At 74.6% G+C, this 23246-nt stretch carries 21 protein-coding genes and 1 tRNA gene; 13 read left to right on the top strand and 9 right to left on the bottom strand.

Annotated elements, in window-relative coordinates; genetic code table 11:
- Positions 1–44: 44 nt before the first annotated feature.
- Both K1Y72_RS28270 and pruA read left to right on the top strand, forming a co-directional pair.
- A complete protein-coding gene (locus K1Y72_RS28270) occupies positions 45–968 on the top strand; it encodes a proline dehydrogenase family protein (RefSeq protein ID WP_220169529.1) in 924 nt (307 codons plus the stop codon).
- Between the two features lie 10 nt (positions 969–978).
- Positions 979–2610, top strand: a complete 1632-nt coding sequence (gene pruA / locus K1Y72_RS28265; protein ID WP_220169528.1) for an L-glutamate gamma-semialdehyde dehydrogenase — start codon at positions 979–981, stop codon at positions 2608–2610.
- Positions 2611–2660: 50 nt separating this feature from the next.
- Here pruA and K1Y72_RS28260 read toward each other — a convergent pair whose 3' ends face one another.
- Complete coding sequence (locus K1Y72_RS28260; RefSeq protein ID WP_220169527.1) at positions 2661–3875, bottom strand: cytochrome P450; 1215 nt, start codon at positions 3873–3875, stop codon at positions 2661–2663.
- A gap of 44 nt (positions 3876–3919) precedes the next feature.
- Between K1Y72_RS28260 and K1Y72_RS28255 the strand changes: the two genes are divergently transcribed.
- The gene (locus tag K1Y72_RS28255) at positions 3920–4534 is read left to right on the top strand and encodes a TetR/AcrR family transcriptional regulator (RefSeq protein WP_220169526.1); all 615 of its coding nucleotides are present in this window, start codon (positions 3920–3922) and stop codon (positions 4532–4534) included.
- 27 nt (positions 4535–4561) lie between these two features.
- Here K1Y72_RS28255 and K1Y72_RS28250 read toward each other — a convergent pair whose 3' ends face one another.
- Positions 4562–5518, bottom strand: a complete 957-nt coding sequence (locus K1Y72_RS28250; RefSeq protein ID WP_220169525.1) for a TolB-like translocation protein — start codon at positions 5516–5518, stop codon at positions 4562–4564.
- 61 nt (positions 5519–5579) lie between these two features.
- Between K1Y72_RS28250 and K1Y72_RS28245 the strand changes: the two genes are divergently transcribed.
- The 4 genes from K1Y72_RS28245 to K1Y72_RS28230 all read left to right on the top strand — a co-directional run bounded on the left by K1Y72_RS28245 (position 5580) and on the right by K1Y72_RS28230 (position 11145).
- Positions 5580–5656, top strand: a tRNA-Met gene (locus K1Y72_RS28245).
- A 254-nt stretch (positions 5657–5910) separates the two neighbouring features.
- The gene (locus K1Y72_RS28240) at positions 5911–6270 is read left to right on the top strand and encodes a DUF3054 domain-containing protein (protein WP_220169524.1); all 360 of its coding nucleotides are present in this window, start codon (positions 5911–5913) and stop codon (positions 6268–6270) included.
- 113 nt (positions 6271–6383) lie between these two features.
- Complete coding sequence (locus tag K1Y72_RS28235) at positions 6384–8051, top strand: AMP-binding protein (protein WP_220169523.1); 1668 nt, start codon at positions 6384–6386, stop codon at positions 8049–8051.
- A gap of 154 nt (positions 8052–8205) precedes the next feature.
- Positions 8206–11145 (top strand): AMP-binding protein, encoded by a 2940-nt coding sequence (locus K1Y72_RS28230; RefSeq protein ID WP_220169522.1) that lies wholly within the window; start codon positions 8206–8208, stop codon positions 11143–11145.
- Here the strand turns inward: K1Y72_RS28230 and K1Y72_RS28225 are convergent.
- Positions 11142–11768, bottom strand: a complete 627-nt coding sequence (locus K1Y72_RS28225; protein WP_258574014.1) for a L,D-transpeptidase family protein — start codon at positions 11766–11768, stop codon at positions 11142–11144. The genes K1Y72_RS28230 and K1Y72_RS28225 overlap by 4 nt on opposite strands.
- A gap of 158 nt (positions 11769–11926) precedes the next feature.
- Between K1Y72_RS28225 and K1Y72_RS28220 the strand changes: the two genes are divergently transcribed.
- From K1Y72_RS28220 to K1Y72_RS28210, 3 genes are all read left to right on the top strand, one after another.
- Positions 11927–13285: a cytochrome P450 gene (locus K1Y72_RS28220; protein WP_220169521.1), complete on the top strand. Its 1359-nt coding sequence runs from the start codon at positions 11927–11929 to the stop codon at positions 13283–13285.
- Positions 13282–14073, top strand: coding sequence for an SDR family oxidoreductase (locus K1Y72_RS28215; RefSeq protein WP_220169520.1), 792 nt, complete (start codon positions 13282–13284; stop codon positions 14071–14073). Before K1Y72_RS28220 ends, K1Y72_RS28215 begins: the two co-directional genes overlap by 4 nt.
- A 110-nt stretch (positions 14074–14183) precedes the next feature.
- Entirely contained in the window at positions 14184–14426 is a 243-nt protein-coding gene (locus K1Y72_RS28210; RefSeq protein ID WP_220169519.1) for an antitoxin, read from the top strand.
- A 42-nt stretch (positions 14427–14468) separates the two neighbouring features.
- Here K1Y72_RS28210 and K1Y72_RS28205 read toward each other — a convergent pair whose 3' ends face one another.
- Complete coding sequence (locus K1Y72_RS28205) at positions 14469–14978, bottom strand: PH domain-containing protein (protein WP_258574046.1); 510 nt, start codon at positions 14976–14978, stop codon at positions 14469–14471.
- A 369-nt stretch (positions 14979–15347) separates the two neighbouring features.
- On the opposite strand from K1Y72_RS28205, the gene K1Y72_RS28200 reads away from it, so the two are divergent.
- Positions 15348–15962 carry a TetR/AcrR family transcriptional regulator gene (locus K1Y72_RS28200; RefSeq protein WP_220169518.1) on the top strand — a complete coding sequence of 205 codons (615 nt, stop codon included), beginning with the start codon at positions 15348–15350 and terminating at the stop codon, positions 15960–15962.
- Positions 15963–16090: 128 nt separating this feature from the next.
- Entirely contained in the window at positions 16091–17563 is a 1473-nt protein-coding gene (locus K1Y72_RS28195) for a carboxylesterase/lipase family protein (protein WP_220169517.1), read from the top strand.
- 3 nt (positions 17564–17566) lie between these two features.
- On the opposite strand, the gene lhgD is transcribed toward K1Y72_RS28195, so the two are convergent.
- The 3 genes from lhgD to hisN form a co-directional block, all read right to left on the bottom strand.
- Complete coding sequence (gene lhgD / locus K1Y72_RS28190; protein ID WP_308287261.1) at positions 17567–18754, bottom strand: L-2-hydroxyglutarate dehydrogenase; 1188 nt, start codon at positions 18752–18754, stop codon at positions 17567–17569.
- Positions 18755–18791: 37 nt separating this feature from the next.
- Entirely contained in the window at positions 18792–18992 is a 201-nt protein-coding gene (locus K1Y72_RS28185) for a tail-anchor membrane protein (protein ID WP_220169516.1), read from the bottom strand.
- A gap of 130 nt (positions 18993–19122) precedes the next feature.
- Positions 19123–19926 carry a histidinol-phosphatase gene (gene hisN / locus K1Y72_RS28180; protein ID WP_220169515.1) on the bottom strand — a complete coding sequence of 268 codons (804 nt, stop codon included), beginning with the start codon at positions 19924–19926 and terminating at the stop codon, positions 19123–19125.
- 115 nt (positions 19927–20041) lie between these two features.
- Between hisN and K1Y72_RS28175 the strand changes: the two genes are divergently transcribed.
- Complete coding sequence (locus K1Y72_RS28175) at positions 20042–20875, top strand: hypothetical protein (protein WP_220169514.1); 834 nt, start codon at positions 20042–20044, stop codon at positions 20873–20875.
- A gap of 15 nt (positions 20876–20890) precedes the next feature.
- Here the strand turns inward: K1Y72_RS28175 and rsgA are convergent, their stop codons facing one another.
- Both rsgA and aroA read right to left on the bottom strand, forming a co-directional pair.
- Positions 20891–21898 (bottom strand): ribosome small subunit-dependent GTPase A, encoded by a 1008-nt coding sequence (gene rsgA / locus K1Y72_RS28170; RefSeq protein WP_220169580.1) that lies wholly within the window; start codon positions 21896–21898, stop codon positions 20891–20893.
- A 5-nt stretch (positions 21899–21903) separates the two neighbouring features.
- Positions 21904–23190 (bottom strand): 3-phosphoshikimate 1-carboxyvinyltransferase, encoded by a 1287-nt coding sequence (gene aroA, locus K1Y72_RS28165; protein ID WP_220169513.1) that lies wholly within the window; start codon positions 23188–23190, stop codon positions 21904–21906.
- Positions 23191–23246: the final 56 nt, after the last annotated feature.

Here is a 23246-nt window from a genome sequence, read left to right as displayed (position 1 = left end):
GTTTTTCTAACCTGGAGGGGTATCACTGTTCGGGGGAGGTTCTCATGCCCAATGCGCTGCTCCTGGCGTCGGCGCGCAGCGAGAAGCTGCGCGACCTGATCACCGCCGTGCCGGTGACGCGCGGCGTCGTCGACCGGTTCGTGGCCGGGGAGAACCTGGAGGCCGCCGTCCGCGCGGTCCGCGAGCTCACCGGCGACGGCCTGAAGGTCACCCTCGACCACCTCGGCGAGGACACCACCGACCGCGCGCAGGCCGACGCCACCCGCGACGCCTACCTCGCGCTGTTCGCCGCGTTCGCCGAGCACGGCCTCACCGAGGACGCCGAGGCGTCGGTGAAGCTGTCGGCCGTCGGCCAGTTCCTGCCCGGCGGCGAGGCCATCGCGCTCGACAACGCGCGGGCGATCGCCGCGGCCGCCGAGCGGCTCGGCATGACGATCACCCTGGACATGGAGGACCACACGACCGTGGACTCCACCCTCGGCATCCTCGCCGAGCTGCGCCGCGACTTCCCGCGCACCGGCGTCGCGATCCAGGCGATGCTGCGCCGCACCGAGGGCGACCTGAAGGACCTCACCGGCGAGGGCTCGCGCGTCCGCCTGGTGAAGGGCGCCTACGCCGAGCCCGCCTCGGTCGCCTTCCAGTCCCGGCACGACGTCGACAAGGCGTACGTGCGGGCGCTGCGGATCCTGATGGAGGGCGACGGCCACCCGATGGTCGGCAGCCACGACCCGCGCATCATCGAGATCGCACTCGACCTCGCGCACCGCAACGGGCGCGAGCCCGGCGGCTACGAGTTCCAGATGCTGTACGGCATCCGCGCCGCCGAGCAGCGCCGCCTCGCCGCCGAGGGGCAGGCGATGCGCGTCTACGTGCCCTACGGGGGCGACTGGTACGGCTACTTCATGCGCCGCCTCGCCGAGCGCCCCGCCAACCTCGTGTTCTTCCTCCGCTCCTTCCTGAACCGCTAGGAGGCCCTTGATGGACGCTGTGACCACCGTGCCCGCACCGGTCAACGAGCCGGTCCGCGGCTACGCGCCCGGCAGCCCCGAGCGGGCCCGCCTGGAGGACGCGCTCGCCGCCCTCCAGGACGCCGCGCCGCTCGACCTGCCCATGACGATCGGCGGCCGCCGCCGCCTCGGCGCCGGCGCCAAGGTCGACGTCGTGCAGCCGCACGCGCACGCCAAGGTGCTCGGCACCTTCGGCACCGCCACCGAGGACGACGCCCGCGACGCCGTCGAGGCCGCGCTCGCCGCCGCCCCCGGCTGGCGCGCGCTGTCCTTCGACGACCGCGCCGCGGTCTTCCTGCGCGCCGCCGACCTGCTGGCCGGCCCGTGGCGCGAGCGGATCCTCGCCGCCACCATGCTCGGCCAGTCCAAGACCGCCCAGCAGGCCGAGATCGACAGCTCCTGCGAGCTCGCCGACTTCCTGCGCTTCAACGTGCACTTCGCCCGGCAGGTCATCGCCGAGCAGCCGGTCAGCTCGCCGGGCGTGTGGAACCGCACCGACCACCGGCCGCTGGAGGGGTTCGTCTACGCGATCACCCCGTTCAACTTCACCGCCATCGCCGGGAACCTGCCGACCGCGCCCGCCCTCATGGGCAACGTCGTCGTGTGGAAGCCGTCCCCGACGCAGACGCTGTCGGCCGTGCTGTTCATGCGGCTGCTGGAGGAGGCGGGGCTGCCCGCCGGCGTGATCAACCTGGTCACCGGCGACGGCATCGCGGTGTCGGACGTGGCGCTCACCCACCCCGACCTCGCCGGCATCCACTTCACCGGCTCCACCCCGACCTTCCAGCACCTGTGGAAGACCGTCGGGGAGAACATCGGCCGGTACCGCACCTACCCGCGGCTCGTCGGCGAGACCGGCGGCAAGGACTTCGTCGTCGCGCACCCGTCCGCCGACCCGGCCGCCCTGAAGACCGCCCTCGTCCGCGGCGCCTTCGAGTACCAAGGGCAGAAGTGCTCGGCGGCGTCCCGCGCCTACGTCCCGCGCTCGCTGTGGGAGGGCGGGCTGAAGGACGCGCTCGCCGCCGAGGTCGACGGTCTCACCATGGGCGACGTCACCGACCTGTCGAACTTCATGGGCGCCGTCATCGACGAGCGGTCCTTCGCCAAGAACAAGGCCGCCCTCGACCGCGCGAAGGCCGACCCGACGATCGAGGTCGTCGCGGGCGGCACCTACGACGACTCGACCGGCTACTTCGTCCGGCCGACCGTCCTCGTCTCCACCGACCCCGAGAACGAGATCTTCCGGACCGAGTACTTCGGCCCGATCCTCGGCGTCCTGGTCTACGACGACGCGCGCTACGACGAGATGCTCGACCAGATGGAGGCGGTGTCGGACTACGCCCTCACCGGCGCGGTCATCGCGACCGACCAGGCCGCGATCGCCCGCACCGCCGAGCGGCTGCGGTTCGCCGCGGGCAACTTCTACATCAACGACAAGCCGACCGGCGCCGTCGTCGGGCAGCAGCCGTTCGGCGGCGGCCGGGCGTCCGGCACCAACGACAAGGCCGGCTCGGCGCTGAACCTGCTGCGCTGGACGTCGCCGCGCTCCATCAAGGAGACGTTCGTCCCGCCGACCGAGTACGGCTACCCGCACATGGGCTGACGCCCGCCCGAACCCCCCGCCTGAACACGGGCCGCCCCCGCTGAACGGTCTCAGCGGCGGCGGCCCGTCCCCATCCCCGTCGCGGGGAGGGTCCTCCAGCCTCGGGTGAAGGGGGAGGCGATGCGTTCGGCGCGGTCGAGGTCGACGCCGACGCGGGGGTGGGCGCGGAGGAGCTCCTCGAAGGCGACGCGGGCCTGGAGCTTGGCGAGGTGGGAGCCGATGCAGAAGTGCGGGCCCGTCGCGAAGCCCAGGTGGCGGGGGATGTCGCGGGTGACGTCGAGGCGGTCGGCTTCCGGGCCGAACTCGCGCTCGTCGCGGTTGGCCGAGCCGTAGAGCATCATCACCTTCTCGCCCGCCGGGATCTCCACGCCGTGCAGCACGACGGGACGCGTGGTGGTGCGGCCGAGGGACTGCACCGAGCCCTCCAGGCGCAGGAACTCCAGCAGCGCGTTCGGGATGAGGGACGGGTCGGCGGCGAGCCGCTCGCGCTGGGCGTGGTCGCCGTCCAGCAGCGCGACGCCGTGCGAGATCAGGTTGCCGGTGGTGTCGTTGCCGCCGGCGATCATGACGAAGACGAAGCCGAGGACGTCCCAGTCGGTGAGCCGCTCGCCGTCCGCCTCGGCGGCCGTCAGCGCGCTGATCAGGTCGTCGCCGGGGTCGGCGCGGCGGGCCGGGATCAGCTCGCTGAAGTAGCCGAACATCTCGGCGATCGCCGCGACGCCGGGGCCCGAGGTGAGCGCGCGGGCGTCGAAGCCGTCGTCCTGGAAGGTGGTGAGCGCCGACACCCACGGCCCGAACCGGTGCCGGTCGGCCTCGGGGACGCCGAGCAGGTGCGCGACGACGAACGTCGGCAGCGGCGAGGAGAAGTCCAGGTGCAGGTCGGGGGTGCCGCCGTCGGCGGCGGTGCGCTCCATCGCGGCGATCCGGTCGCGGACGAACGCGCGCAGCCGGTCCTCCAGCGCGGCGACCCGGCGCGGCGTGAACCCCGAGCTGATCAGGCGGCGCAGCCGGGTGTGGCGGGGCGGGTCGAGCATGACGATCGTCGGGGCGAGGCCGAGCTCGCCGATCTCGTCCGGGTAGAAGGTGAGGCCCTGCGCGGACGAGAACGTCGCGGTGTCGCGGACCGCGTCCCAGATGTCGGCGAAGCGCGACAGCGCCCAGTAGGCGGGGGCGCCGTCGTGGCGGTGGACGGGGTCCTCGTCGCGGAGGCGCCGGTAGACGGGGTAGGGGTCGGCCTGGAACGCCGGATCGAACGGATCGTACATAGTGACGACCTCCGTTAATAACGTGCCCTGTTAGTATCACCGGCGTGCCGAGAGACGCAAGGGCCACCCGCGCCAGCCTGCTGCGGGCCGGCGCGCGGCTGTTCGCCGAGCAGGGCATCGACGCCGCCCGCACCCGCGACATCGTCGCGCTCGCCGGGCAGGCCAACGACTCGGCCGTCACCTACCACTTCGGGTCGCGGCAGGGGCTGCTCGCCGCCATCCTGCGCGCCGGCGTCGCCCGCATGGAACCGGCCCGCGCCCGCGACCTCGCCGATCTGGACGGCACCGACCTCGACGCCCTCGTCGCCGCGATCGTGCGGCCCCTCGCCGACGAGGCGCGCAGCGAGGAGGGCCGCGACTTCCTGCGGATCGTCGCGCAGGTGGCGGGCCTCGCCGGCGTGCGCCGCCACGCCCTCCCCGAACCGGTCGCCGGGACGGCGCTCGCCCGCCAGCTCGACCTGCTGGAGAAGCACCTCACCGCCCGGCTGCCCGAACCGGTCGCGCTGGAGCGGATGGCGGCGCTCATCGCGTTCCTCACCGCCGCGCTCGCCGACCGCACCGCCCAGAGCGCGCCGCTGCTGCCGCACGACGCCTACACCGCCGAGCTCACCGCCATGCTCGCCGCCGCCCTGCGCGCGCCCACGCCCTGGCCGGCCTGACGCGCGCGGCGGGCGCGGCCCGCGGCGTCAGCGCACCACGGCGGGGGAGAAGGCGTCCGCGATCAGCTTGCGCGGAGCGCCCGACCCGTCCGCCGGGACCGCCCACACGTCGGTCGAGGTCCCGTCCGCCCGCCCGTACATGACCGTCCGATCGTCCAGCCACGCCGCCTGGTCGTCGACGCTCGCCCGCTCGGCGAGCGCCGTCTCCCGCATCGTCCCCAGATCGAGGACGTGCAGCCGCCACGGCCGCGACCGCACCCCCGTCGCCTTCTTGAACGCGAGCCGCGTCCCGTCCGGCGACAGCGACGGGCACTCGGCGTTCGCGCGGAGCGCCCGCATCGACCGCCCCGACATCCGCCCCACCACCAGGTACGCGACGCCGCGCGTCTTCGCCGTCGCGTAGAACCGGTCGTCGTCGGCCGCGAACGTCACGCCCCAGTAGTTGAGATCCGCCGACCGGTCCGGCGCCCCGTCGCGGATCAGCTTGAACGACTCCAGCGACGACAGCGTCGCGCCCGTCCTCGTGTCCAGCACGCCCGTGCGCGTCGACATGCCCCGGCCCGTGTACGCGTCACCGGTGACGAACACCGTCCACGACACCATCCGCCCGCTCGGCGACACCCGCGCCCGGCTCGGCAACCCCGTGATCGGCACCCGCTGCTTCTCGCGCAGCGAGCGGTCGAACACCACCAGGTCCGTCACCGGCGTCCCCCCGCGCCGCATCGTCAGGCACACACCCGTCCCAGCGGCCGCGTACACCCGCACGCAGTTCAGGGAGCCCACCCGCCGCGGCCCGTCCGGCGCCCCGACCGCGCTCGACGCCACCATGCCGTTCCCCGCACCTGCCCGCGCGTTACGGAACAGCAACTCGCCCGGCTCGATCACCACCCCGCCGGCCGCCGGCGCCCTCCCCCCGCACCCGCACACCACCCCGGCCGCCACCAGCACCGCACCCGCCCGCACCCACCGCCCACGTCTCCTCATCAGCGCGCCAACCTAATGAGTTTGCGTAGCGCCCCGCCACCTCATACAGTTGAGACATCGCCGCGGGGTGGAGCAGTTCGGTAGCTCGCTGGGCTCATAACCCAGAGGTCGCAGGTTCAAATCCTGCCCCCGCTACCAATACGCCTGGTCGAAGCTTGCGCTTCTTCCAGGCGTCTTTGCTTTTCCCCTGGGGGGCGACCCCCAGACCCCCGGACCGGGGGAATCCCCCGGACCCCCTGCGGTGGCCTGGGTCTGTGCGGACCTTGACTTCATCGGCTGAGGCTCACCCGTGCGGGGCTGGGGGCCGCGCGGAGCTTTGCTTGCCGGCTTTGGTTCACCCGCTGTGGTCGGGGCGGGGTGGGGGCGTGCGGGGGGCTCCCTATCCTGGGGGCATGGGGAACCGGGTCGCGGCTGTTGCGGACGTGCTGTGCGTGCTGGTGTTCGTCGGGATCGGGCGGGCCAGCCACGACGAGGCGGGCAGCGTCACCGGGTTCCTCGGGACCGCCTGGCCCTTCCTCGCCGGGCTCGCCGCCGGGTGGGGGGTCACCCGGGCCTGGCGGCGGCCGCTGGCGGTCTGGCCCGTGGGGGCGGGGGTGTGGGCCGCCACCGTCGCCGGCGGGATGGCACTGCGGGCCGTCTCCGGGCAGGGCGTCGCGGTCGCCTTCGTGATCGTCGCCTGCCTGTTCCTCGGCCTCGCGCTGCTCGGCTGGCGCCTCGCCGCCCTCGGCGTCCGGCGGCAGCGGGCGGCTTGAGCTGTTCCCCCGTGCTTGTAGCTTCATGTCCTGGTTGACGGGAATGCCGGGCCACTGGTGAAGTTACCCACTAGTCACGTGTGTGACGGTGAGCACGGTGTGAAGGGAACACGATGGCAACTGCGCTTCGGGACTGGCTGGACAAGCCGAACACCGGACGCGGCGTCCGCTTGGCCGCCGACGACGGGTCCTGGGAGTTCCGCGACTACGGAGCGCTCGCCTCCGCCGCCCGGCGGTCGGCCGCCACGCTGATCGAGGACGGCGTGCGTCCCGGCGACGTCGTGTGCGTCGTGCTGCCCACCGACTTCACCTGCATCGAGACCTACTTCGGCGTCTGGGCGGCGGGCGGCACCGTCTGCCTCATCACCCCGCCGCTGTTCCAGAACGGCGACGACTACGTCGCGCACGTCGCGGCGATCCTGCGGCAGGCCAAGCCGGTCCTGACGATCGCCTCCGCCGGGCTCACCGACCTGGTGCAGCGGGCCATGACCGACGCCGGGCTGGCGGGCGGGCCGCGCGAGCCGCGCCTCGCCGACGCCGAGGCCGACGTGCGGCCGGCCGGCGAGCTCGCGCTGCTCCAGTTCACCTCCGGGTCCTCCGGCGCCCCCCGCGGCGTCATGGTCACCTGGGAGAACCTGGAGGCCAACTGCGAGCTCATCGCCCGCATGGCCGGCTACGAGGACGGCGACGTCGTCGCGTCCTGGCTGCCGCTCTACCACGACATGGGCCTGATCGGCGCGTTCATCACCCCCATCGCCCGCCAGGGCGAGCTGCGGCTGATGCGCCCCGACCACTTCATCCGCGACCCCGCGAGCTGGATCCGCTGCTTCGCCGAGGCCCGGCACACCGCCGCGCCGCCGTTCGCGTTCGCCTACACCGCCCGCAAGGTGAAGCCCGAGCAGCTGGAGGGCATCGACCTGTCCGGCTGGAAGATGGCGCTGGCGGGCGCCGAGCCGATCGACCCGCACTCGCTGGAGACCTTCGCGCAGCTCCTGGAGCCGTTCGGGTTCGACCGCAAGACGTTCAAGCCCGGCTACGGCATGGCCGAGACGACCCTGCTCGTCACCATGGACCACGCGCAGCGGCCGCCCGTCGCGATCCGCCCCGACGGCGAGTCGCTGGCGTTCGGCGAGCCCGTCCGCATCCTGGAGCAGCACTCGCTCGGCCCGGAGTCCCTCGGCGCCAAGTCCGGCTGGATCGTCGGGTGCGGCACCCCGGAGGAGGACGTCCCGGTCTGGATCGTCGACGACGACGGCACCGTCCTGGAGCCCGGCCGCCTCGGCGAGATCGTCGTCGGCGGCGCGTCGGCCTGCCAGGGCTACTACGCCGGCGCCGAGGGCAAGTCCACCCGCTTCGGGACCGACCCGGCCGGCGAGGGCTGGGCCGTCTACACCGGCGACGCCGGGTTCTTCCACGAGGGCCAGCTGTTCGTCCTCGGCCGGATGGGCGACAGCATCAAGGTCCGCGGCCGCTCGGTCTACGTCGAGGACCTGGAGGCCAAGCTCGCCGAGGTCACCCGCCTCGGCAAGGGCCGCCTCACCGTCGTCGCGGTGCCCGGCGCCGGGCAGAAGGGCCTCGCGCTGTTCGCCGAGACCAACGACGCCCCGTGGGCCGAGGAGGTCCGCGAGGTGCTGCGCCGCCGCGTCGGCGAGGACGTCGAGGTGACGCTCGTCGTCGGGCACGGCCTCATCCAGCGCACCTCCAGCGGCAAGCCGCGCCGCCGCTACATGTGGGAGCAGTACCAGGCGGGCCGGATGGCCGGCGCCCGCCCGGTGGAGTAGCCACCCCCGGAGGACGCCCGCCCGCGCACCACCCCCCTCGGCGCGGGCGGGCGTCCCACCCTCTCTGACCGGGAACGCCGCACTTTGTCAGTGTCCTGATTGATAATCCGGACGTTCTTGGACACGATGTCGTTGACGCGCTGAGAGGTCGACGATGCCCCCCGTAACGAAAGCCCTGTGGCGCCTCGGCTCCCGCCTGGGCTCCACCGCCCAGAACGCGCTGGAGGTGGCGCGCTTCGGCGGCCTGGACACCGGCGACGACGCCACGCCCCACGAGGTGGTGACCGAGCAGCGGGTGTACCGGCTGCGGCACTACTTCCCGGACGCTGCGCCGGGCGACCGCCCGCCGATGGTCCTGGTCCCGCCGCTGATGATCAGCGCGGAGGTGTACGACATCTCCTCGCGGGTGAGCGCCGTCGCCGAGCTGCACCGGCGCGGCGTCGACCCGTGGGTGGTCGACTTCGGCGCGCCCGAGCGCGAGCCCGGCGGCCTGGCGCGGACCGTCAGCGACCACGTCCTCGCCGTCAGCGACGCGGTGGACCGGGTGCGCGCGGCGACCGGCCGGGACGTGCACCTCGCCGGCTACTCGCAGGGCGGCATGTTCGTCTACCAGGCCGCCGCCTACCGGCGCAGCGCGGGCGTCGCGTCGCTGGTGACGTTCGGCAGCCCCGCCGACACGAGCGTCGGCCTGCCGTTCGGGCTGCCGTCCTGGCTCGCCGGGGACGTCGCCGAGCGCATCCCGGACGCGCTGCTCGGCGGCTTCGCCGTCCCCGGCTGGGTGACGCGCACCGGGTTCCAGCTCCTCAGCCCGGTGAAGTCGGTGCGCAGCCGCGTCGAGTTCGTGCTCGCGCTGCACGACCGCGAGCGGCTCGCGCCGCGCGAGCGGCAGCGCCGGTTCCTGGAGCGCGAGGGCTGGGTGTCGTGGCCGGGCCCCGCGCTCGCCGAGTTCATCCGCCAGTTCATCCAGCACAACCGGATGCTGACCGGCGGGTTCGTCATCGGCGACCGCCTCGTCACCCTCGCCGACATCACCTGCCCGGTGCTGACGTTCGTCGGCGAGGTCGACGAGATCGCCTCGCCGGTCATGGTGCGCGGCATCCGGCGGGCCGCACCGGGCGCGCAGGTGTACGAGGCCGCGCTCCGCGCCGGGCACTTCGGCCTCGTCGTCGGGTCGCTGGCGATGGCGCAGACCTGGCCCGCGGTGGCGGGGTGGGCGCGCTGGCGCGACGGCGACGGGCAGCTCCCCGAGATCGTCGGCCGGGTGGCCGGCGACCTGGAGACCGCGCCCGCGGCCCTGCCGGGCGGGCTGCCCGGCTACGGGCTGCAGCTCGCCCTCGGCATCGGGTCGAGCGCGGCGCGCTCGGCGGCCGGGACGGCGGCGTCGGTGCTGCGCGGCACCCAGGCCATCGCCCGCGAGGCGACGCAGAACCTGCCGCGGCTCGCGCGGCTGGAGCGCATCCACTCCAACACCCGCATGTCGCTCGGGCTGCTGCTGGAGGAGCAGGCCCGGCAGCGGCCCGCCGAGGTGTTCTTCCTCTGGCAGGGCCGCGCGCACACCTACACGCAGGGCGAGCGGCGCATCGACGCGATCGTCAAGGGGCTCGTGCGCATCGGCGTCCGGCAGGGCGACGAGGTCGGGGTGCTGATGAACACCCGGCCGTCGGCGCTCGCGCTCGTCGCGGCGATCAGCCGCCTCGGCGCCGTCGCGGTGCTGCTCCGCCCGGACGGCGACCTGGCGGGGGAGCTCGCCCTCACCAAGGTCCGCAAGGTCGTCGCCGACCCGGAGAACGCCGAGTGCGCCGCGTCGGCCGACGGCGTCGAGGCTTATCTGCTGGGCGGGGGCGGCGCCGACCGGAAGCTGTCGGAACTCGGGCTCGTGGACATGGAGCGGATCGACCCCGACGAGGTCGAGCTGCCCGGCTGGTACCGGCCGAACCCCGGGCGCGCGGGCGACGTCGCGTTCGTGCTGTTCACCGGGGACGGCGCGCGGCTGCGCGCGAGCCGCGTCACCAACCGGCGCTGGGCGCTGTCGGCGCTCGGCACCGCCTCGTCGGCGTCGCTGTCGCCCGCCGACACCGTCTACAGCGTGAGCCCGCTCCAGCACCCGTCGGCGATCCTGATGACGTTCGGCGGCGCGATCGCGTCCGGGGCGCGGCTCGCGCTCGCCACGTCCTACGACCCCGAGACGTTCTGGCACGAGGCGCGCCGCTACGGCGTCACCGTCGTGTCCTACACCTGGTCGCAGCTCCGCTCGCTGGTGAACGCGCCCGAGCAGCCGGGGGAGCGGCACCACGCGGTGCGGCTGTTCATCGGCGCGGGCATGCCGCGCGGCCTGTGGCGCCGCGTCGAGGACCGGTTCGCGCCCGCCCGGGTGCTGGAGTTCTACGCCTCCACCGCGGGCGAGGCGATCCTGGTGAACCTGAGCGGCCGGAAGCCCGGGTCGCTCGGCCGCCCGCTGCCCGGCAGCGCCGAGGTGCGGCTCGCCCGCTACGACCTGGAGCGCGCCGCGCTCGCGACCGGTCCGGACGGCCTCGCCGAGGAGTGCGCCCCCGGCGAGATCGGCATGCTGCTCGCCCGCATCCGCCCCGCGATGATCGCGTCGGCGGCCCGCCCGGTGCGCGGGGTGTTCGCCGCCGAGGACGCCTGGGCCGTCACCGGCGACCTGTTCCGCCGCGACGAGGACGGCGACTTCTGGCTGGTCGGCCGGGACGCCGAGCTCATCCGCACCGAGGAGGGCATCGTCCCGCCCGGCCCGATCCGCGACGCGCTCGGCGACCTGCCGTACGTGGACGCCGTCGCGGTGTACGGCGTCCCGGCGGGCGCCGCCGAGCTCGCCGCCGCCGCGATCAGCCTGCGCGAGGGCGGCGAGGTGAAGCCGGTGGACCTGTCGGAGGCGCTGCTCCGCGTCGAGCCGGGCCTCCGCCCGTCCCTGGTGCGGGTCGTGGACGAGGTCCCGGTGACCGGCGGGCACCGCCTGGACGTCGCGCCGCTCCGCGCCGAGGGCGTGCCGCGCCCCGGCGACGGCCGCGCCTACGTCCGCGACGACACCGGCGCCTACCGCCCACTCACCGCCGAGCTCCGCGAGGCGCTCTAGCCGCGGACGTGGACGGGGGCGCCGTTGCGGACGAGGCGCGGGAGCAGGTCGGCGGTGTGCATCGGGATGCGCACGCAGCCGTGGGACGCCGGGTGGCGCGGCACGCTCAGCGAGCCGTGCATGGCGTAGCCGGAATGGAAGTACAGCGGCTTGTACATGTAGCCGAGGTGGGAGTGCCGCCAGCCGTTGACGCGGCGGGTGACGTGGAAGTCGCCGGCGGGCGTGCGGCGGCCGGGCGAGCCGGTCGAGATGTGGCTGATCAGCACGGGACGGCCCTTGCGGTAGGCCACGAGGAGCTGCCGCTTCAGGTCGATGTCCACGCGGGCGCTCTCGTGCGCGCGCGTCAGCGCCCGCGGCGTGCGCGGGTGGGCGAGCGCCTTCCAGACGGGCCCGTCCACGACGCCGTCCGGCCGCATCCGCTGGACCTTCTGGAACGCCCAGACGGCGGTGCGGGTGTCGGACCGGAAACGGCCGTCGGCGGCCCCCGGGTCGTAGTGCAGGGCGCGCAGGCGGAGCTGCAGGGCGCGCACCCGGGCGCCGGTGTCGCCGGGCCGCAGCGTGCCTGGGGCCGTCGCGGCGGGCCGGACCGGCGCGGGCGCGGGCTGCATGATCACAACGGGCATGTCCCCGACGGTAGGCGGCGCCGCGCACCCCCTGCCGGACGCAGGCCGAAGGAGGGCGGAACCTTTACCCCGGTGCCGTGCAAGTATGGACTTACTGCCGTCGCCTGCGCTAGAACGAAGCTACACAAATCGTCCCTTTGTTCCCCCGGGGAGGGTCCATGGCCCCGAGCGTCCTCGCCCCACCGCCGCCCGGCAGCGGCCTGAAACCGGTCCCCGGCGTGCCGGGGCTGCCCTACCTCGGCGGCACCCTGGCGGCCATGCGCCGCCCGTTCGAGCTCGCCCGCGAACGCTACGACGCCTACGGCGCGGTGAGCTGGGACTGGCTGCTCGGCCAGCGCACCGTGACCGTCCAGGGCCCCGAGGCCACCGAGGCCGTCCTGGTGAACCGGGACAAGGCGTTCGCCAACGGGCCGGCCTGGAGCTACTTCATCGGCCCGTTCTTCTACCGCGGGATCATGCTGCTCGACTTCGAGGAGCACCTGCACCACCGGCGCATCATGCAGCAGGCGTTCACCCGCGACCGGCTGCGCTCCTACATGGACGCGATGGCGCCGGGCATCGCGGCGGGCCTCGACGCCTGGGAGCCCGGCCGCGACTTCCGCTTCTACGACCACGTCAAGAAGCTCACCCTCGACCTCGCCACCGACGTGTTCATGGGCGTCGAGCTGGACCGCGCCGAGGCCGACCGCGTCAACGGCGCGTTCATCGACGCCGTCCGCGCCGGCACCGCCTACGTGCGCGCGCCCGTCCCGGGCCTCCGCTGGCACAAGGGGCTGAAGGCGCGCAAGGAGCTGGAGGCGTTCTTCTACCGGCACCTGCCGGCCAAGCGCCGCGACGGCGGCGACGACCTGTTCGCGGCGCTCTGCGCGGCCGAGACCGACGACGGCCACCGCTTCACCGACGAGGACGTCGTCAACCACATGATCTTCGCGCTGATGGCGGCGCACGACACCACCACCATCACGCTCACCACCATGGCCTACTACCTGGCCAAGCACCCCGAGTGGCAGGAGCGGCTGCGGGACGAGTCGCTGGCGCTCGGCAAGCCCGTCCTGGAGTTCGCCGACCTCGACGCCCTGACCGGCGTCGACATGGCGATGAAGGAGGCGCTCCGGCTGGTCGCGCCGGTGCCCGCGCTGCCGCGCCGCGTCGTCAAGGACACCGAGATCCTCGGCTACCACGTCCCGGCCGGGACGACCGTCGTCGTCACGCCGCTCACCAACCACCACATGGCCGAGTGGTGGCCCGACCCCGAGCGGTTCGACCCCGAGCGGTTCGCGCCCGGGCGCCGCGAGGACAAGGTGCACAGGTACGCCTGGCACCCCTTCGGCGGCGGCGCGCACAAGTGCATCGGCCTGCACTTCGCCGGGATGCAGGTGAAGAGCATCCTGCACCAGCTCCTGCTGAAGCGCCGCTGGAGCGTCCCCGGCCGCTACACCTGGCCCCTCGACACCACCTCCCTGCCCTCGCCGAAGGACGGCCTGCCCGTCCGCCTCGACCTCCTGGAGAACCGATGAGCAAGGTCATCGCCATCACCGGTGCCGCGCGCGGCATCGGCCTCGCCACCGCCCGCGCCGTCCAGGCCAAGGGCGCCACCGTCGTCATCGGCGACATCGACGAGACCGCGGTCAAGGAGGCGGCCGCCGGGATCGGCGCGACCGCGCTGCCGCTCGACGTCACCGACCGCGCGTCCTTCAGCGCCTTCCTCGACGCCACCGGCGACGTGGACGTCCTCGTCAACAACGCCGGGATCATGCCGATCGGGCCGGTCACCGCCGAGTCCGACGAGGACGCCCGCCGCTGCCTGGACATCAACGTGCACGGCGTCATGCTCGGCACCAAGCTCGCGCTGGAGCGGATGCTGCCGCGCGGCCGCGGCCAGATCATCAACATCGCGTCGGTGGCGGGCCTGCTGCCGACCCCCGGCCTCGCGCTCTACAACGCCAGCAAGGCCGCCGTCGTCGCGTTCACCGAGTCGACCCGGCTGGAGGTGCTGGAGTCGGGCGTGAAGGTCGGCGCGATCCTGCCGACGTTCACCAACACCGAGCTGATCTCCGGCACCCGCAGCCCGAAGGGGCAGCGCAACTGCGAGCCCGAGGAGATCGCGGCCGCCGTCGTGCAGATGATCGGCAAGCCGCGGTCGGCGCTCACCGTCCCGGCCAAGTACGGCCGCCAGGTCCGGTTCGGGGCGCTGCTGCCCGACCGCGTCCGCGAGGCGACGATCCGCCGCTTCGAGCTCGACAAGGTCTTCCTGGACTACGACGCCGACGCCCGCAAGGGCTACGACGCGCGCATCCGCGGCTAGCGGGCGGATCCGCCCCGCCGCCGCGGCGATGGTCATGGCGCGTTCCGCATCACTCCCGCTTCTTCGGGTAGGCGCCGTTCGTACGAGACCGACGGAACGGGAGGAACGTCATGGCAGACCTCGGCGGCTGGGCGGACAAGGCCCAGGACTTCGCGAAGGACCACCCCGAACAGGCCGACAAGGCGTTCGACAAGGCCGGCGACTACGCCGACGAGCGCACCGGCGGCAAGTACGGCGAGCAGATCGACTCGGGCGTCGGCGCCGCCGAGGACCGCCTCGGCGTCCCGCGCGACGCGAGCGGCGCCCAGGACGACCAGGGCGACCAGAACGCCCAGGACGAGCAGGGCCGCTAGCCCGCGCCCGCACGGATGGCCGTCCGGCCATCCGTGCGGGCGTCAGTCGGTGGCGTCGGTGACGCCGAAGACCACGGAGGAGACCTCCAGGTAGAGCTGCTCGGGGTAGGGGATGTAGTCGACGTTGCGGAGCGCCTGCTTCTGGCCCGCCGACTCCATGATGAACTCGCCGTACCCGAGCAGCCGCCCGCGCGCCGACCGGTTCAGCGCGATGTCGGTGACCTGCGCGAGCGGCATCATCGCGACGGTGCGGGTGATGATCCCGTGGATCAGCATGATCCGGTGCTCGGTGACGACGAAGAACTCGTCCGACCACTCGTAGACCTTGCCGAGCAGGTAGACCAGCGACAGCGCCCAGAGGACCCACACCCAGGCGAAGCCGGTGAAGCCCTGCACGAGGCCGCAGAGGATCAGCAGGCCGACGGCGAGGAGCAGCGCGTTCAGCAGCACCGCCGGATGCCGGCGGACCGCGATGACGTGGCCCTCGTACGACATGAGGTACTTGCCCACGGCGTGCTCGGTGTCGCCCCGGAAGACGACCATGTCCTGCATGTTCACCTTGGCCACCTTCGTCGGCCCCTGGGGGGCTCAAGCTAGCCGACCGGCCGAGCGGCACGCAGCGACCGCCACGCCCGCCCCAATGGCCGTTCCCGGCCACTCTGCCCTTTCCGTGCCGCTCTAATCGGGTGGTCCGGGAACGTCCGTGCGTTCCGTCGCGCCTCCGTACCACCGGCTCCGGCGACGCGACCCTCACTGCCGCTGTGGCAGCGTCACGAGAAATCCGGTCGCCGAAGCGGCGCCAGGTCGGCGAGGGCGGGCCGGGAGGCACCGGGGCGGTCGTGCGCACCACCGCGAGACGGAAGTAATCGAGTACTTATGCCCGGTACCGGCCGCCGCCCGCCCCCGGCTACTGTCGGGTACATGACCGGCCACCTGACGCTGGACGCCGGCCTGCTGGCCGCCGCGCCCGCCGCCGACGCCCTGGACACCCGCATCCTGGACGCCGCCCTCGGCGAGTTCGCCGCCCACGGCCTGCGCCGCGTCAGCGTGGAGGACGTGGCGAAGCGCGCCGGCGTCGCCCGCACCACCATCTACCGGCGGTTCGCGGGCAAGGACCAGCTCATGCAGGCGGTCATCCTGCGCGAGGTGCGGCGCTTCCTGCTCCGCATCGCGGCGGCGACCGAGGGCCTCGCGGGCCCGGCGGACGTCGTCGTGGAGGGCTTCGTCGTCGGGCTGAGCGCCGCCCGCGCCCACCCGCTGCTCGCCCGCGTCGTGCAGAGCGAGCCGGAGGTGTTCCTGCCGCAGCTCACCATGAACGGCGACGCCGTCATGGTCGCCGCCCGCGACATCCTCGCCGACCGGCTCCGCCGCGCCGACCCCGCCGGCGGCGACGACTACGCGACGGTCGCCGAGGTGCTGCTGCGGCTCGCGTTCTCGCTGCTGCTCGTCCCCGGCGCCGGTCTCGCGCTGGACGGCGAGGACGAGATGCGCGCCTTCGCCCGCGACCACCTCACCCGGATGCTCCGCCGCCCCTGACGGCGGCCCCTGTGGCGGGGCCGCGCCGCCGGCCGGGGCGGTTGTGGCGGGGCCCGGGACTTTCACCGGGCGGCCGGCGTCCCGTACGCTGCGAATCTCGAATCACGTTCTAGAACGGTGGTGGCGCGATGGAGGCGGCGCGGGTCGTCCGGACGGCGTACGGCGAGGTCGGCGGCAGGGTCGAGCAGGGCGTGTCGGCCTACCTCGGCATCCCCTACGCCGCCCCGCCGTTCGGCCCCCGCCGCTTCCAGCGGCCGCAGCCGCCCGAGCCGTGGGACGGCGTCCGCGACGCCACGGCCCACGGCCCGACGGCGCCGAAACCGCCCTACCCGCACGCCTTCGCGGTGCTGCTGCCCGACCCCGACATCGAGGGCGAGGACTGCCTCAACCTCAACGTCTGGACGCCCGACCCCGGCGCCTCCGGCCTGCCCGTCCTGGTGTGGATCCACGGCGGCGCGTTCCGCAACGGCTCGGGCGCGATCGACGTCTACAGCGGCGCCCGCTTCGCCCGCGACGGCGCCGTCTGCGTGACGATCAACTACCGGCTCGGCGTCGAGGGCTTCGCGCACCTGCCGGGCGCGCCCGCCAACCGCGGCCTGCTCGACCAGATCGCCGCGCTGGAGTGGGTGCGCGACAACATCGCCGCGTTCGGCGGCGACCCCGGCGAGGTCACGGTGTTCGGCGAGTCGGCCGGCGCGATGAGCGTCGTCACGCTGCTGTCCCTCGACCTCGGCCTGTTCCGCCGCGCCGTCGCGCAGAGCGGCGCCGGCCAGGTCGTGCAGACCGCCGAGGACGCGCTGCTGGTCACCAGGGAGACCGCCGCGCGGCTCGGCGTCGAGCCGACCGCCGAGGGCTTCGCCGCCGTCGCCCCGCGCGACGTCCTGCGGGTGCAGGCGGCGGTCGCCGCCGAGGTCACCGCGATGCCCGACCCCGCCCGCTGGGGTGTCTCCACCTGCCGCAACGGCATGTCGCTGACGCCCGTCCTCGACGGCGAGCTGCTGCGCGAGGTCCCCGCCGACGCGATCGCCGCCGGCGCCGGCCGCGACGTGGACCTGCTCATCGGCTGCACCGCCGAGGAGTTCCGGCTGTTCCTCGTGCCGACCGGCCTCGCCGCCGCCGTCACCCCCGAGCTGGTCGGCCCCATCGCGGCCGGCATGGGCACGCCGCAGCGCGTCGTCGAGGCCCACCTCGCGGCGCCCGGCGACGCGACGCCCGGCGACCGGCTCGCCGCGATCATCACCGAGACGCTGTTCCGGACGCCCGCCGAGCGCGTCGCGCTCGCGCACGGGCCGCGCACCTGGTTCTACGAGTTCGCCTGGGCGTCGCCCGTCGAGGGGCTCGGCGCCTGCCACGCCCTGGAGATCGGGTTCGTGTTCGACACCCTCGACCTGCCCGGCAACCGGCCGCTCGGCGGCCCCCACCCGCCGCAGGAGCTCGCCGACGCCATGCACGGCGCCTGGCTCGCGTTCGCGCGCGGCGAGGGGCCCGGCTGGGAGCCGTTCGACGCCGGCGCCCGCCGCGTGAAGGTGTTCGACGGCGAGAAGAACCCCGTCGTCGAAGACCCGCGGCCCGAGCGCCGCGCCCTGTGGGCCGAGGACTGACCCTCACAGCTCCCGGACGATGTGCTCGGCGATGGCCAGCGATGACGTCGCGGCCGGGGACGGGGCGTTGCGGACGGTCGTGACCGGCCCGAGCCGCCCGATCCGGAAGTCGTCCACCAGCGACCCGTCCGGATCGACGGCCTGCGCCCGCACCCCGGCCGGCGCGGGCACCATGTCGGACGCGCGCAGCTCCGGCACGAACGCGCGGGCCCGCGCGGCGAACGCCCGCTTCACCGCCGACCCGTACAGCTCGCGCGCGCCCGTCCGCCAGTGCCGCCGCGCCAAGTGCCGGAAGCCCGGCCGGCGCAGCGTCTCCAGCAGGTCGGCGGCGCGCGCGTCGCGCCACCGGTAGCCCTCGCGGGCGAGGGCGAGCACCGCGTTCGGGCCGACGTCCACGCCGCCGTCGACGCGGCGGGTGAAGTGCACGCCGAGGAACGGGTAGCGCGGGTCGGGCACCGGGTAGATGAGGCCGCGCACGAGACCGGCGCGCTCGGGGACGAGCCGGTAGTACTCGCCGCGGAACGGCACGACCGCCGGGTCCGGGGCGTCGCCCGCGAGGCGCGCGACGCGGTCGGCGTGCAGGCCCGCGCAGACGATCAGCCGGTCGAACGCCAGCTCCTCGTGCGGGGTGCGGACGGCGACGCGCCCGCTGGCGCGGCGGAGGCCGGTCACCTCGACGCCGAGCCGGACGGTGCCGCCCGCCGCCCGCACGTCGTCGGCGAGCGCGCGGGCGACGGCGGGGTAGTCCACGATCGCGGTGCTGGGGGAGTGCAGCGCCGCCGCCCCGGCGGCGTGCGGCTCGACCTCGCGGAGCTCCGCGCGGCTCAGGCGGCGGAGCCCCGGCACGCCGTTGGCGAGGGCGCGCCGCTCGATCTCCAGCAGCGGCTCCAGCTCGGCGAGGTCCCGCGCGACGACGACCTTGCCGCACTCCACGTACGGCAGGCCCTTCTCGGTGCAGTAGTCCTTGAGCAGCCCGATCCCGCGGCGGCAGAGCGACGCCTTCAGCGAGCCCGGCGCGTAGTACAGGCCCGCGTGCGCGACGCCGCTGTTGCGGCCGGTCTGGTGGGCGGCGACCCGGTCCTCCTTGTCGAGGACGGTCACCTCGACGCCGGGGCGGGCGCGCGCGACCTCGCGCGCCACCGCCAGCCCGAGGATGCCCGCGCCCACCACACCGATCCGCGTCTCGCCCACGCGCGGGAGACTACGGCATACGTCCCTTACCTGACGTTCAGCGGCCGCTGCCGAGGCGCTTGCGGCCCTGCGCCCGCAGCCGCCGGCGCTGCGACGGGTCGAGCATCAGGTAGCCGGCCGCGGGGAGCGCGATGATCCCGAGCACCAGCAGCCCGACGAGCCAGCCGGGGATGGGGAGCACGAGCACCACCACCGCGGCGATGACCATCCCGATGATCACTTTGGTCTGGGTGGACATGGTTACCTCCGAAACGGCCGCCCTGACATGGACAACGGCCGGACCGCGACCGCCGTTCCACGATATGTCGCGAGTTGCCGCGGGGCCACCCGCCGGGCCGCCGGAGATCGCTCCGTATGCGGGGGGGCGCTCAGATGCGCAGGGAGAGCCGGCCGCCGCCGAGCGCGCGCAGCGTCTCGGCGTGCAGCCGCCCGTTGCTGCACACCACGCTGCCGCCGTCGGGGCCGGGCACGCCGGACAGGTCGGTGAACATGCCGCCCGCCTCCTCGACGATGACCTGGAGGGCGGCCAGGTCCCAGAGCGACGCCACCGGCTCGGCGGACACGTCCACCACGCCCTCGGCGACCATCATGTGCGACCAGAAGTCGCCGAACGCCCGGGTCCGCCAGACCGCCCGGGTGAGGTCCAGGAACCGGTCGAGGCGGCCCTGCTCCTCCCAGCCGTCCAGGCTGGAGTACGACAGCGACGCGTCGGCGAGCCCGGCGACCTGCGACACCTGGATGCGCTGCGCCCGGTTGATGTTGCGGCCCGTCCAGGCGCCGCCCTCGCGCGCCGCCCACCAGCGCCGGTTCAGCGCGGGCGCCGACACGACGCCGACGACGACCTCGTCATGCTCCATGAGCGCGATGAGCGTCGCCCACACCGGCACGCCCCGCACGAAGTTCGCGGTGCCGTCGATCGGGTCGACGATCCAGCAGCGCTGCCCGTAGCCGGTGCGGCCGTACTCCTCGCCGAGCACCGCGTCGCGCGGCCGGGCCCGCTTCAGCGTGCCGCGGATCTGCTCCTCGACGCTGCGGTCGGCGTCGCTGACGGGGGCCGGGTCCGGCTTCTCCCCGACACCGAGGTCCAGGGCGCGGAAGCGCTTCGTCGTGATGTCGTCGGCCCCGTCCGCGAGCACGTGCGCGAGACGCAGGTCATCGGAATAGCCCGCCACGGGGCGCCACGCTACCGCGATCACGGGTGGGGCCGATATGGATACGGCGCGGAAACCGGCCGGGCGGCGGTGCGTTGCGCCCGGTCGGAGCGGTCGGGGGTGACAGCATGGGGGAATGGCGCACGACCTTCCCGGCTGGGTGGCCGAGCTCACCGACCCGCGGCGCGCGGGCACGCTGGACGAGCTCGCCGACCGGCTCGTCCCGCTCGCCGAGCACGCCATCGACGTCTCGCGGCGGCTCCAGACCCAGCTCAGCGAGCTGAACGACCCCTTCAAGCGGGAGGCCCTCTACGAGCGGGTCGAGCGGCTCAAGGTGCGGGCCGGGGAGGCGCTGGCGGAGATCGCCGGGCAGCTCGCGGCGCCCGGCACCGAGCGCATCGACCGGATCTGCGCGGCCTGGGCGCGGCGCTCGGGCCGCGAGGTCGGCGCCGACCTGCGCCGCCGCCTCGACGCCGAGGTCGGCCCGGCGCTCGCCCGCCACCACGAGCGGATCGCCGCCACCGTCTCCGCCAGCACCTCGGCGGCGCTGGAGGAGGCGACCGGGACGCTGCTCGGACGCGTCGAGGAGCTCGCGGCGGCCGTCACCGAGCTGATCCACGACGTGCTGCCGCTCGCCCGCGAGGGCCTGACGCTCGCCAGCCGCATCTCGGCGCTGTCGCTGCGCGCCCGCCAGGGCGGCCGCGGCCCGGTGCCGCCGCAGATGCGCGAGGCCGGGACGGAGACCTCGCAGGCGTTCGAGGAGGCCGTCGGCCGGCTGGAGCTGGAGTGGGCCGCGCTCGGCGCCCGCTCGGCGACGGTGCGCGCCGCGCTGCGCGGCGCCGAGGAGACCGCCTACAGCCAGGTCACCGCCGCGATGACGCGCAGCGTCGAGGAGCTCGCGCCCGAGCACACCCGCGCGCTGGCCCAGGCCGAGTCCCGCGCCTACGCCCTCCTCGACGGGGCGCTGTAGCCGGGCGGACGCGGGTCATTCGGGTTCGCCCTCGCGGGCGCGCAGCAGGCGGCGCAGCGAGTCGAGGCGGGCCCGGCTCGCGTGCCCGTCCTCGACCCAGGAGTCCAGGCCGCAGTCGGCCTGGAGGTGGTCGCAGCCGGGCGGGCAGCGCTCGGCGGCGCCCTCGGCGAGGTCCTCGAACGCGTTGATGACGTTCTCGGGCTTGATGTGCGCGAGCCCGAAGCTGCGCACGCCCGGCGTGTCGATGATCCAGCCGCCGCCGGACGGAAGCTCCAGCGCGAGCGCCGACGAGGAGGTGTGCCGGCCCCGGCCGGTGACGGCGTTGACGTGGCTGACGGCCCGCTCGGCGTCCGGGACGAGCGCGTTCACCAGCGTCGACTTGCCGACGCCCGAGTGCCCGACGAGGACGCTGGTGTGCCCGGCGAGCAGCCCGCGCAGCGCCTCCAGCTCGGCGCCGCGCTCGGTCACCACGTACGGCACGCCGAGCGGGGCGTACTCGGCGACGAGCGCGTCGGGGGAGGCCAGGTCGGCCTTGGTGAGGACGAGCACCGGCTCCATGCCGGCGTCGTAGGCGGCGACGAGCTGCCGGTCGATCATGCGGGGGCGCGGCTCGGGGTCGGCGAGCGCGGTGACGATGACGAGCTGGTCGGCGTTCGCCACGATGATCCGCTCGAACGGATCGGTGTCGTCGGCGGTGCGCCGGAGCGCCGAGCCGCGCGGCTCGACCCGGACGATGCGGGCGAGGGTGTCGGGCGTGCCGGTGGTGTCGCCGACGAGCGCGACCCGGTCGCCGACGACGACGCCCTTGCGGCCGAGCTCGCGGGCGCGCATCGCGGTGACCTGCCGCTCGCCCGCGCCGCCGGCGTCCACCAGGCACCGGTAGCGGCCCCGGTCGACGGCGACGACGAGGGCGGCGTCGGCCTCCTCGTGCGCCGGGCGGATCCGGGTCCGCGGCCGCGAGCCCTTGCGGCTCGGCCGGATCCGGACGTCGTCCTCGTCGTAGTCGCGTGCGCGGCGTGCCAGTGGTCCTACCCCCGTCGTGCGGCGGGCGCCGCCAGCATGGCCGCCCACATCGTGGTGAAGTCGGGAAGTGTCTTGCCCACCGTGGCGGGGTTCTCCACCTGCACGCCGTCGACGGCGAGGCCGAGCACCGCGCCCGCCATCACCATCCGGTGGTCGTCGTAGGTGCGGAACGTCCCGCCGTGCAGGGGCCGCGGCCGGATCTCCAGGCCGTCGGGCAGCTCGCGGACGTCGCCGCCGAGGCCGTTCAGCTCGGTGACGAGCGCGGCGAGCCGGTCGGTCTCGTGGCCGCGCAGGTGGGCGATGCCGGTGAGCCGCGACGGGCCGTCCGCCAGCGCGCAGAGCGCGGCGAGCACGGGCGTCAGCTCGCCGACCTCGTGCAGGTCGGCGTCCAGGCCGCGGAACGCGCCGGTGCCGCGGACGGTGAGGGCGCCGCCGGACGCCTCGACGTCCGCGCCCATCCGCGCGAGCAGGCCGCGCAGCGCGTCGCCGGGCTGCGTCGTGTCCGGCGGCCAGCCGGGGACGGTGACGCGGCCGCCGGTGACGAGCGCGGCGGCCAGGAACTGGGCGGCGTTGGACAGGTCGGGCTCGATGTCCCAAGTGCGGCCCGCGACGGGGCCCGGCGCGACGCGCCACACGTCGTGCCCGGTCTCCACGGCGGCGCCCGCCTCGCGCAGCATCCGCACCGTCATCTCCAGGTGCGGCGCGGACGGCACCGGCGGGCCCTCGTGGCGGACCTCGACGCCCTTGGCGAACCGGGGCGCGGCGAGCAGCAGCCCGGAGATGAGCTGCGAGGAGCCGGACGCGTCGATGGTGACGACGCCTCCTTCGACGGCGCCGCGCCCCCGCACGGTGAACGGCAGCGCGCCGCGCCCCTCGTCGTCGACGCCGGTGCCGAGCGCGCGGAGCGCCGCGATGATCGGACCCATCGGGCGGCGGCGCGCGTACGGGTCGCCGTCGATCGCGACGTCGCCGGCGGCGAGCGCGGCGACCGGCGGCAGGAAGCGCATGACCGTCCCGGCGAGGCCGACGTCCACGCTCGCCGGGCCGCGCAGCTCGCCCGGGACGACGCGCCAGCCGGCGCCGTCCTCGGCGACGCCGGCGCCGAGCGCGCGCAGGGCGCCCGCCATCAGCTCGGTGTCGCGGCTCCGCAGCGGGGCGGCCAGGGTGGACGGCCCGTCCGCGAGCGCGGCCAGGATCAGGGCCCGGTTCGTCATCGACTTGGAGCCGGGCAGCCGGACCGTCGCGTCGACCGCGCCGGGCGCGACGGGCGCCGTCCAGGGCTGAGAGGTCATGCGGCCAGGGTATCGGGCCGCGCCGGCGCGGGTTCGGGACAAGCCTTGGGCAAGCC

It is taken from the genome of Actinomadura parmotrematis (assembly GCF_019458805.1).
GTDB lineage: Bacteria > Actinomycetota > Actinomycetes > Streptosporangiales > Streptosporangiaceae > Spirillospora > Spirillospora parmotrematis.
This window is presented reverse-complemented; position numbering and strand designations above follow the sequence as displayed.

Excerpts from the sequence above, each read along its gene's own strand:
- K1Y72_RS28270 (WP_220169529.1), top strand. The coding sequence starts at position 45 with ATGCCCAATGCGCTGCTCCTGGCGTCGGCGCGCAGCGAGAAGCTGCGC.
- pruA (WP_220169528.1), top strand. The coding sequence starts at position 979 with ATGGACGCTGTGACCACCGTGCCCGCACCGGTCAACGAGCCGGTCCGC.
- K1Y72_RS28260 (WP_220169527.1), bottom strand. The coding sequence starts at position 3,875 with ATGTACGATCCGTTCGATCCGGCGTTCCAGGCCGACCCCTACCCCGTC.
- K1Y72_RS28250 (WP_220169525.1), bottom strand. The coding sequence starts at position 5,518 with ATGAGGAGACGTGGGCGGTGGGTGCGGGCGGGTGCGGTGCTGGTGGCG.
- K1Y72_RS28240 (WP_220169524.1), top strand. The coding sequence starts at position 5,911 with ATGGGGAACCGGGTCGCGGCTGTTGCGGACGTGCTGTGCGTGCTGGTG.
- K1Y72_RS28235 (WP_220169523.1), top strand. The coding sequence starts at position 6,384 with ATGGCAACTGCGCTTCGGGACTGGCTGGACAAGCCGAACACCGGACGC.
- K1Y72_RS28230 (WP_220169522.1), top strand. The coding sequence starts at position 8,206 with ATGCCCCCCGTAACGAAAGCCCTGTGGCGCCTCGGCTCCCGCCTGGGC.
- K1Y72_RS28225 (WP_258574014.1), bottom strand. The coding sequence starts at position 11,768 with ATGCCCGTTGTGATCATGCAGCCCGCGCCCGCGCCGGTCCGGCCCGCC.
- K1Y72_RS28220 (WP_220169521.1), top strand. The coding sequence starts at position 11,927 with ATGGCCCCGAGCGTCCTCGCCCCACCGCCGCCCGGCAGCGGCCTGAAA.
- K1Y72_RS28215 (WP_220169520.1), top strand. The coding sequence starts at position 13,282 with ATGAGCAAGGTCATCGCCATCACCGGTGCCGCGCGCGGCATCGGCCTC.
- K1Y72_RS28210 (WP_220169519.1), top strand. The coding sequence starts at position 14,184 with ATGGCAGACCTCGGCGGCTGGGCGGACAAGGCCCAGGACTTCGCGAAG.
- K1Y72_RS28205 (WP_258574046.1), bottom strand. The coding sequence starts at position 14,978 with ATGCAGGACATGGTCGTCTTCCGGGGCGACACCGAGCACGCCGTGGGC.
- K1Y72_RS28200 (WP_220169518.1), top strand. The coding sequence starts at position 15,348 with ATGACCGGCCACCTGACGCTGGACGCCGGCCTGCTGGCCGCCGCGCCC.
- K1Y72_RS28195 (WP_220169517.1), top strand. The coding sequence starts at position 16,091 with ATGGAGGCGGCGCGGGTCGTCCGGACGGCGTACGGCGAGGTCGGCGGC.
- K1Y72_RS28185 (WP_220169516.1), bottom strand. The coding sequence starts at position 18,992 with ATGTCCACCCAGACCAAAGTGATCATCGGGATGGTCATCGCCGCGGTG.
- K1Y72_RS28175 (WP_220169514.1), top strand. The coding sequence starts at position 20,042 with ATGGCGCACGACCTTCCCGGCTGGGTGGCCGAGCTCACCGACCCGCGG.
- aroA (WP_220169513.1), bottom strand. The coding sequence starts at position 23,190 with ATGACCTCTCAGCCCTGGACGGCGCCCGTCGCGCCCGGCGCGGTCGAC.